The 8,933-nt window shown below is 28.8% G+C and carries 7 protein-coding genes; all 7 read left to right on the top strand.

Features of this window, described 5'->3' with window-relative positions; genetic code table 11:
- Nucleotides 1–225 precede the first annotated feature (225 nt).
- On the top strand, nucleotides 226–2,778 hold the full coding sequence (locus KJQ97_RS08135; protein WP_214120518.1) for a bifunctional aconitate hydratase 2/2-methylisocitrate dehydratase: 2,553 nt from the start codon (nucleotides 226–228) through the stop codon (nucleotides 2,776–2,778).
- A 124-nt stretch (nucleotides 2,779–2,902) separates the two neighbouring features.
- The gene (locus KJQ97_RS08130) at nucleotides 2,903–3,343 is read left to right on the top strand and encodes a copper resistance protein CopD (protein ID WP_214118371.1); all 441 of its coding nucleotides are present in this window, start codon (nucleotides 2,903–2,905) and stop codon (nucleotides 3,341–3,343) included.
- On the top strand, nucleotides 3,336–3,749 hold the full coding sequence (locus KJQ97_RS08125; RefSeq protein WP_214120517.1) for a hypothetical protein: 414 nt from the start codon (nucleotides 3,336–3,338) through the stop codon (nucleotides 3,747–3,749). The genes KJQ97_RS08130 and KJQ97_RS08125 overlap by 8 nt, the downstream gene beginning before the upstream one ends.
- Entirely contained in the window at nucleotides 3,746–4,942 is a 1,197-nt protein-coding gene (locus KJQ97_RS08120; protein ID WP_214118368.1) for an MFS transporter, read from the top strand. Before KJQ97_RS08125 ends, KJQ97_RS08120 begins: the two co-directional genes overlap by 4 nt.
- Nucleotides 4,935–6,857: a hypothetical protein gene (locus KJQ97_RS08115; protein ID WP_214120516.1), complete on the top strand. Its 1,923-nt coding sequence runs from the start codon at nucleotides 4,935–4,937 to the stop codon at nucleotides 6,855–6,857. Before KJQ97_RS08120 ends, KJQ97_RS08115 begins: the two co-directional genes overlap by 8 nt.
- The gene (locus tag KJQ97_RS08110) at nucleotides 6,854–7,117 is read left to right on the top strand and encodes a FlhB-like flagellar biosynthesis protein (RefSeq protein WP_214118364.1); all 264 of its coding nucleotides are present in this window, start codon (nucleotides 6,854–6,856) and stop codon (nucleotides 7,115–7,117) included. Before KJQ97_RS08115 ends, KJQ97_RS08110 begins: the two co-directional genes overlap by 4 nt.
- Before the next feature lie 146 nt (nucleotides 7,118–7,263).
- A partial coding sequence (locus tag KJQ97_RS08105; protein WP_214120515.1) for a molybdopterin-dependent oxidoreductase occupies nucleotides 7,264–8,933 on the top strand: 1,670 nt, incomplete at its 3' end.

Here is an 8,933-nt window from a genome sequence, read left to right as displayed (position 1 = left end):
ATAATAGGCTATGGAAAATGAGCTATAGAAAAAATTAACAATAATTATAGATATTATATTTTGCTCCGTTCAAATAAAAAAATGTTACTAAGTAACCTAGCCTTATACTACAAACAGTTACAAAAAGTAACAATTGATATAGACCCTATACATTTTTCTTGACAAAACTACTTTTTTATTATCTAAAGCATTTATAATCTTTTTAAAAATTTTAAAGGAGTTAATATGGCATTTTTAGAAGAATACCAAAAATTAGTTGAAGAGCGTGCTGCTCTTAATGTCCCTGCATTGGTTTTAAATGTAGCTCAGACAAAACAATTATGTGAGCTTTTAGAAAACAACGATAAAAATAGCGAAAAATTAAAAGATTTATTAGCTAATCGTGTTGGTGTTGGTGTTGATGATTCTGCGCTTATTAAATGTGATTTCTTAGAAAAAATACTATTTAACAATAGTAAATGCACCTGTATAAATAAATCTGAAGCAATATCAATGCTAAGCACAATGCTTGGAGGTTATAATGTAAGAGTATTACTTAAAGCTTTAGAAAACAATGAAATTGCAGAACTTGCTGCAAATGCTTTAACTAATATTATTTTCGTTCATGATGGTTTTGATAAAGTTGCTGAATTACATAAAAAAGGAAATAAATTCGCAACCAAAGTTCTAACAAGTTGGGCTAATGCAGAATGGTTTATTAAAAGACCTGAAGTAGCATCTGAAATTGAATGTATATGCTTTAAAGTAAATGGAGAAACAAATACAGATGATTTAAGTCCAGCAAGTGAAGCATTTACTAGAAGTGATATTCCTTTACACGCACAAGCAATGCTAGTTAGAAGACAACCAGGTAGTATTGAAAAAATAGAAGAACTTAAAAAATCTGGCATTCAAGTAGCTTATGTAGGTGATGTTGTAGGAACTGGCTCAAGCCGTAAATCAGCAATAAATTCAGTTCAATGGCACATAGGTGAAGATATAAAAGGAGTTCCAAATAAACGCACAGGCGGTGTGATTTTAGGACAAACTATTGCTCCAATTTTTTTCAATACCGCTCAAGATAGTGGTGCTTTACCAATAGTTTGTGATGTTACAAATCTTGAAATGGGAGATAGATTTGTTGTTGATATTGCAAACGGACAAATTAAAAAAGATGGTAAAGTTGTTTCAACTTTTGAAATAAATCCAAATACTCTTTTAGATGAAGTTCGTGCAGGTGGAAGAATTCCACTAATCGTAGGTCGTGGATTATGTGCTAAAGCTAGAGATGTTTTAGGTATGCCAAAAGAAGAAATATTTAAAAAACCATCTCAACCTGAAGTAAAAGTTAAAGGTTATACATTAGCTCAAAAAATGTTAGGTCGTGCTTGTGGTTTAGAAGGCGTTGTTCCTGGAATGTATATAGAGCCAAAAACTACAACCGTTGGTAGTCAAGATACAACAGGACCAATGACAAGAGATGAGATTAAAGAACTTGCTAGCTTAGGATTTAATGCTGATTTTGTATTACAAAGTTTTTGCCATACAGCAGCATATCCTAAGTCAAGCGATGTAACAACACACACAACATTACCACATTTTATGAGTTCAAGAGGTGGGGTTTCACTTAAACCAGGTGATGGAGTAATTCATAGTTGGCTAAATCGTTTTGCTATGCCTGATGAAGTTGGAACTGGAGCTGATTCACATACAAGATTTCCAATAGGTATTAGTTTTCCTGCAGGTTCAGGACTTGTAGCATTTGCTGCTGTAACAGGTGCTATGCCACTTAATGTGCCTGAGAGTATTTTAGTTCGTTTTAAAGGCGAATTACAACCTGGTGTTACATTAAGAGATTTAGTAAATGCAATTCCTTATGTAGCTATAAAAGAAGGTTATTTAACGGTTGAGAAAAAAGGCAAAAAGAATATTTTTGCTGGTAAAGTTTTAGAAATTGAAGGCTTAGAAAATCTAAAAGTAGAACAAGCATTTGAATTAAGCGACGCAAGTGCTGAAAGAAGCGCAGCTGCATGTTGTGTTAATTTAAGTAAAGAAAGCATAGCTGAATATTTAAATTCTAACATAAGCTTAATTGATGCTATGATTGAAGCTGGATATGAAGATAAAAATACACTTTTAAGAAGAAAAGCTAGAATGCAAGAATGGCTTAATAATCCTACATTATTAAGAGCTGATAAAGACGCTAGCTATGAGCATATTTTTGAAATAGATTTAAATACTATAAAAGAGCCTATCCTAGCTTGTCCAAACGACCCTGATGATGTAGCAACTCTTAGTGAAGTATTAGCAGATAGCAAACGCCCACAAAATATTGATGAAGTATTTGTTGGTTCTTGTATGACAAATATAGGACATTATAGAGCTTTAGGAGAAGTTATTAAAGGTAAAGGTATGCTTAAAACTCGTCTATGGGTAGCACCTCCAACAAAAATGGATAAAGCTCAACTAACGAAAGAAGGATATTATTCAATTTATGGTGCAGCAGGTGCTAGAATTGAAGTTCCAGGATGTAGCTTATGTATGGGTAACCAAGCTCGTGTAAATGATGGAGCTGTTGTATTTAGTACAAGCACAAGAAACTTTGATAACAGAATGGGTATAGGTGCTCAAGTTTATTTAGGTAGTGCTGAATTAGCTGCTGTTTGTGCTTTACTTGGTCGCTTACCAAACCCAAGCGAATATTTAGAATTAGTAAATGATAAAATAAGCGATAGCAAAAAAGCTAATATCTACAAATATCTAAACTTCAATGAAATTGAAAACTTTAAAGTAGATTAATAATCTAGGGCATTTTGCCCTAGAACAATTTATTAATAAACTTTTATAATAATTAAGCTAAATCAATAAAACAAACAAAAAAGACAAATATAATCTCATTTAAAAATATTATGAAAGGATTTTTATGGAAAGTTTATATCCATTTGCACTTATTATTCACATTTTTTGTGCGATTATTTTTGTTGGTTATTTGTTTTTTGATGTTGTTATCTTTAGTCGTGCTAAGAAAAATCTAAGCCAAGAATTAGCACAACAAATTCAAGAAAGCATAACTAAAAGAGCTATTAAGATTATGCCAATTTGTGTAGTATTATTAATACTTACAGGCGGTATGATGATGAGTAGATGGGTTGGTAGCGAGATTGGCTTTTTTGACACTACATTTCAGAAAATTTTTATGCTAAAAGTTGCTTTTGCAAGCTTAATTTTTATAATGGTAGCTATTAGTTTAATTTTCAAATTCGTAATCAAAAAACCAAATCCTTTAAACAAAATAATACACCCACTAGCATTAACTCTAGCTATTCTTATTGTGCTTTGTGCTAAGTTAATGTTTTATGTATAAATTAGTAATATCTTTAATATTTTTTAATATAGCTTTATGTTTATACTTTGCTAGTTTAGATGCTTTTTATAGTATCCAACTAGCATTTTATGCTAATTTAATAATTCCATTTCTAAGCTATTTAAGCCTTAAAAAATCATTACCTAAATTCCAAATTGCTAATACACCTAGATTTTTTATACAAAATACAAACCCTATTTATATACCAAAAAAAGGAATTAAAGAGAATTTTAAAGCAATTAAACATTATAAAATATTTATAAATATATATAAATTTTTAGCCTATGTTTTTTTTATAATACTCGTATTAATATTAATTAATAATAAGCTTTTTAATATAATTGCTTTTTTTGCAAGTTCTTTTGTAATAATTTTAAACTTATTATTAGTAAGGATATTTAAATGATAAAAACAATCAACTCTTTAAGAGCATTATTATTTGCATCTTTGCTATTGTTTGTAGGAAATTCTTTTTTACTAAGCTCAAATTCTATACTGCTAAAAAATCTTGGATATGATGAATTTTATGTAGGATTAGTAAGTTCAAGCATATATTTTGGTGCATTAATTAGCACATTTTTTTCTCATAGTCTAATTCAAAAAGTAGGACATATTAGAAGTTTTGGTTTTTTTACTTCACTATTTGCTATAGCTGCAATTTTGCATATATTTACAAAAGAAATATATTTTTGGGCTATTTTAAGATTTACAATAGGATTTTCATACTATACATTATTAGTAATTATTGAATCTTGGATAAATCAAAAATCAAAAAACGAAATTCGCTCACGAATGCTCTCAATTTATGAAATAGTATTTTATTCTGGTTTTGCCATAGGAGTATTATTGTTATATTTTGAACCAGATTACAATAATGTATTTATAATAGCTGTTATAGTGATTTTATTATGTTCGTTACCGCTTAATTTGTTAAAAATCAAACAACCTATCCTTAAAGAAAGGCGTAAAATAAGTATCCCAAATATTTTTAATGTATCAAAACTAGCATTTATATCAGCATTTGTTGGTGGCTTTTTAATGAATGGATTTTTTTCTATGTCTCAGACATATTTTCTAGCATTAAATTATAATATTCAAGATATATCTTTGCTAATTTTTACAGCAATGTTAGGCGGATTTATAGCACAATTATTTATAGGTAAATTTTCTGATACTTATGGTAGAAAAATAGCAATTTTATCTTGCGTAATACTTGCATTTTTTGCTAGTTTAGGGCTATATTTTTTAGCAAGTAACAAAATTGCTATATTTATTTTATGTTTTTTTCTTGGAATGGGGCTTTTTTGCGTATATGCTTTAGCACTTGCAAGGGCTAGCGATAGAGCAAAAGAAAGCTCACAAATGCTTGAAATCGGAAGAACGCTAATGTTTGCTTATGTTTCAAGCTCTGTTTTATCTCCTATAATTTTAGGCTTTATGATAAGTAATTTTGGAGCTAATGCTTATATTTTAGTTTATATAGTTTTATTGTTTTTCTTAGCTATTTTTACTCTTACCCAACCAAAAATTGACGCTGTAAATAGAATAGAATTTGAGCAAAAACCAAGTCAATTTGTGCATTTAGGCAACGATGAATAATATAAATACGACTTTAAATTCTTTAGTAAATAGTGATTTAGGGCTAAAGCAACAAGGGAATTTAAAACCCAATGTAAAAGATACAAAAGATATTAAAGAACCCTTAAAAGAAGGTAGTTCATTAATCAATGAAGCCTTAAGCGAAGATGAAACACTAGAGCTAGGTCTTAAAAAAATCGTAAATAAATTACTTGATGGAATAAAATCAAGTAAAGATTTAAACCAACTAGGCGAAAATGCAAAAAACATAAATATTTCAAAAAATATTGCTCAAGATATTAAAGAATTAAAAGCAATTTTAAGCAAGGATAAGGATTTAGAAGTATTTGTAAATAAACTTGATAATTTATTAAATACCAAAATGCAAGATTCAAAAGCCTTATTTCAAGCTTTAAATAATTCAGGGGTATTTTTAGAGAGCAAACTAAGGGCTAATCTAAACGAACAAGCCTTACCACAAAGCTTTTTTAGGCTTATTTCATTTATGAAAAATATCAAAACAAGTGATTTAAAAAGTGAGATTTTTAAACTTGGTCAAGAGCAAATGAGTGCCGAAAAATCCCTTGAAAAATTAGAAAATTTTATAAATCAAAAATTAGAAAATAAATCAACCACTACCCCTGTTATAAAAACTTTAGAATTATTAAAAAACGCTAGAGCGTATTTGCAAAAAAATACTGAACCACTAAAACTAATTGAAGTAGCAAATAAATTAGAAGATAAAATTAATAAAGAAATAAAAAACCTAATAAATATTGAAGTTAAAAACGATAAAGTAAAAAGTATATTACCAAAATTAGCAAGTTTAAAAGCTGATATTCAAAACATAAAAAATCTAGCAAAAGAAATCATAAATAACCCATCAAATGTGCAAAATAATTATAAAATTTCAAATAATGAGAATAATATTTTAAGCAAACTTGAAAATATTAAAGAAATTCTAAAAAATAATAATGATATTTATACTAAAGATACTAATAAAATTGAAATAAAAACAACAAAAGAATTTGAAAATAAGGAAAATCAAAAAATCAATAATTTAAATTCTAAAACCACAGATGATAAAATAAAAGCTACTGAAAAACCTATAGAAAAATCAAGTGAAGATATAAAAAGTGATTTAAAAGCTTTACAAGATATAACAAAATCTCAAGATATTAAACAAGAATTAAAGTTGTTAAATAATCCAGAAATCAAACAAGCAATCAATCAAAACAATACAATAAGTTCTATTTTAAATAGCGAGAATTTGAGTTTGCAAAATAAAATTGAAAGTTTGACAAAATTACTAAGTGCTAATTTAAAAAATGAAGAAAGTTTTAAAAATTATATCAATACTCAAGAAATAAAAAGCCTAAAAACTCACTTAAATCAAGCCAAAAAAGATATAAATCAGGTTGTAACTAGAACTGCAGAACATATAAACAACTCCATTTCAAACGATGCTAAATCAATACTGCTTCAAACTTCAAAAGTAGCTTTAGCAAAAGATAATAAAGCAGCTTATGATATGAGTCAAAAACTATTAAATCAAATAGAATTAAACCAAATAATATCAGTTGCAAATAATGAAGTAAATACATATTTGCCCTACTCTTTAGATGATTTAGATGAATCAAATATTAGTTTTAAAAGTGATAGCGAAGATAAATTTTACGCACAAATTAAGCTGAAATTTAAAAGACTTGGAGCTATTAATATTATGCTTGGTTTAAATCAAGATAAATATTTAGATATTAATATGATGATAGAAAATGATAATTTTAGAGAAATCTTAATCAATCACGCAAGGGGTTTTAAAAAGGATTTAAGAAAAGCTGGTTTAATTACTTCTAATTTCTTTATCAGTAAATTAAGAGAAAGCAAATACGAAGATGAATATACATTAGACTTAGGATTTAATAAAAAAGTATGAGTAAGATAAGAAAAGCCCTAGCCTTAGGCTATAACAAAGATAAAAATAATGCTCCAAAAGTAATGGCAACAGGTAGCGGAGAAATCGCCGAAAGAATTATAAAATTAGCTAACGAGCATAATATTCCTATTAAAGAAGATGAAGAATTATGTGAAGTATTAAGCAAATTAGAATTAGGAGAAGAAATCCCACCTGCAATGTATAAGGCTGTTGCCGAAGTATTTTCATTCATTTATAGAATGTCAAAAGAAATGAAATGATTATTTTTTTAAATATTTAGAATAATATTCAAATTAATAAATATAAAGCTTTTAAAATTATTCCATTAACTTATTTTCATATTTTAATATTATAATTTTTATATAACTTAAAAAATTAAGTTTTATTTAAACTAAAAGGAGAATTTATGGAAAAGTTATCTCGTAGAAGCTTTTTAAAAGGTGCAGCAGGAGTAGCAGCTAGTGCGTCAAGTTTAGGTGCTGTTGATTTTATTGGTGAAAATAATTTATTGCCAAATTCCATTGAAGGAAGTATGTCTGTATCGCATTTTGGTGCTTTTCATCCTATAGTTAAAAATGGAAGATTAGAAGGGGTAATTCCATTTAAAGGAGATGAATCTCCTAGTTCAATGTTAAATGGTGTTGTAGCTAGAACCTATGCTCCAGATAGAATTAAAAACCCAAGCGTTAGAAAAAGTGTTTTAGAAAAAGGATTTGAAAAAGCTCCTAAAAGCTTAAGGGGTAAAGAAGAATTTGTTGAGATTACTTGGGAAAAAGCTTATGAATTAGTAGCTAATGAACTTAAAAGAGTTTATGAAAAATATGGCTCTAATGCTGTTTATGGTGGCAATTATGGTTGGCACGGAGTTGGTGGTGTTGGAAATCCACAAACTTTAATATATAGAATGTTAAATATTACAGGTGGTTATACCGCTAGAGTTTTAAGCTATTCGTGTCATTGCATTGGGGCTATTACGCCACATATAGTTGGAGTAGATGAATCAGCAGCACAAGTTACTTCTTGGGATAATGTATTAGAACATTCAAAAGTAATTGTAATGTGGTCAGCAGATATTCTTACTACAAATCAAATACACCATCCAAATTGGTTTGTAGGAATGCATAGAACAAATAAATATATACAAAGATTAAAAGAACTTATTAAAGAAGGTAAAATTAGAGTTATAAATATAGACCCTGTGGTAAATCATACAGCAAGATTTTTAGGTGCAGAACAAGTATTTATTAATCCTACAACCGATGTTGCCTTAGTAGAAGCAATGTGTTATCATCTAATTAAAAACAATCTTCACGATGAAAAATTCCTTAAAAAATACACGGTAGGATTTGCTAAATTAAAAGAAAGATTATTTGATGAGAATAATCCAAAAACTCCTGAATTAGCAGAAAAAATCACAGGTATAAAAGCAGAAAAAATAAAAGAATTAGCAGAACTTATGGCTAAAAATAGAACTATGATTATGGCAGGTTGGGGTTTTCAAAGGGCTCATCACGGAGAACAAGCTCACTGGGCTATGATAACTCTTGCATCTGTTTTAGGGCAAATTGGACTTGATGGTGGTGGATATGGGTTTCACTACCATGATGCCGATGCAGGGGCTGATAATTCTGTAAGTTTAGGTAATGCTAAACCAGAATATACTTCTCCTGGATTATTAGGTATTGGTGCAGTTCCTAGTATTAAGGGAGAGTGGAGCGATAGAGAAAACGAAGTAATTCCTGTTTCAAGAATAGTAGATATGCTTGAAAATCCTGGCAAAGAATATGATTTTAATGGAAAGAAAAAAGTATTTCCTAATATAAAATGTATCTATTGGGCTGGTGGTAATCCAATGCACCATCATCAAGATAGAAATAGGATGCTAAAAGCATTTGAAAAAGTTGATAGCTTTATCATGCAAGAAATATTTTGGACTGCTAGTGCAAGACATGCTGATTTAGTTCTACCGGCTACTACTGAAATAGAAAGAAATGATATAACTAAAGCACATACAAACAAATATATCTTCGCTATGAAAGAATGTATAAAGCCTATGTATAACTCAAGAAATGATTA

The organism is Campylobacter sp. 2018MI01 (assembly GCF_018501205.1).
Classification (GTDB): Bacteria; Campylobacterota; Campylobacteria; order Campylobacterales; family Campylobacteraceae; genus Campylobacter_E.
This window is presented reverse-complemented; position numbering and strand designations above follow the sequence as displayed.

What these genes read in the sequence shown, in the direction of transcription:
- KJQ97_RS08125 (WP_214120517.1), top strand. Translation starts at nt 3,336, where the DNA reads ATGTATAAATTAGTAATATCTTTAATATTTTTTAATATAGCTTTATGT.
- KJQ97_RS08135 (WP_214120518.1), top strand. Translation starts at nt 226, where the DNA reads ATGGCATTTTTAGAAGAATACCAAAAATTAGTTGAAGAGCGTGCTGCT.
- KJQ97_RS08115 (WP_214120516.1), top strand. Translation starts at nt 4,935, where the DNA reads ATGAATAATATAAATACGACTTTAAATTCTTTAGTAAATAGTGATTTA.
- KJQ97_RS08110 (WP_214118364.1), top strand. Translation starts at nt 6,854, where the DNA reads ATGAGTAAGATAAGAAAAGCCCTAGCCTTAGGCTATAACAAAGATAAA.
- KJQ97_RS08130 (WP_214118371.1), top strand. Translation starts at nt 2,903, where the DNA reads ATGGAAAGTTTATATCCATTTGCACTTATTATTCACATTTTTTGTGCG.
- KJQ97_RS08120 (WP_214118368.1), top strand. Translation starts at nt 3,746, where the DNA reads ATGATAAAAACAATCAACTCTTTAAGAGCATTATTATTTGCATCTTTG.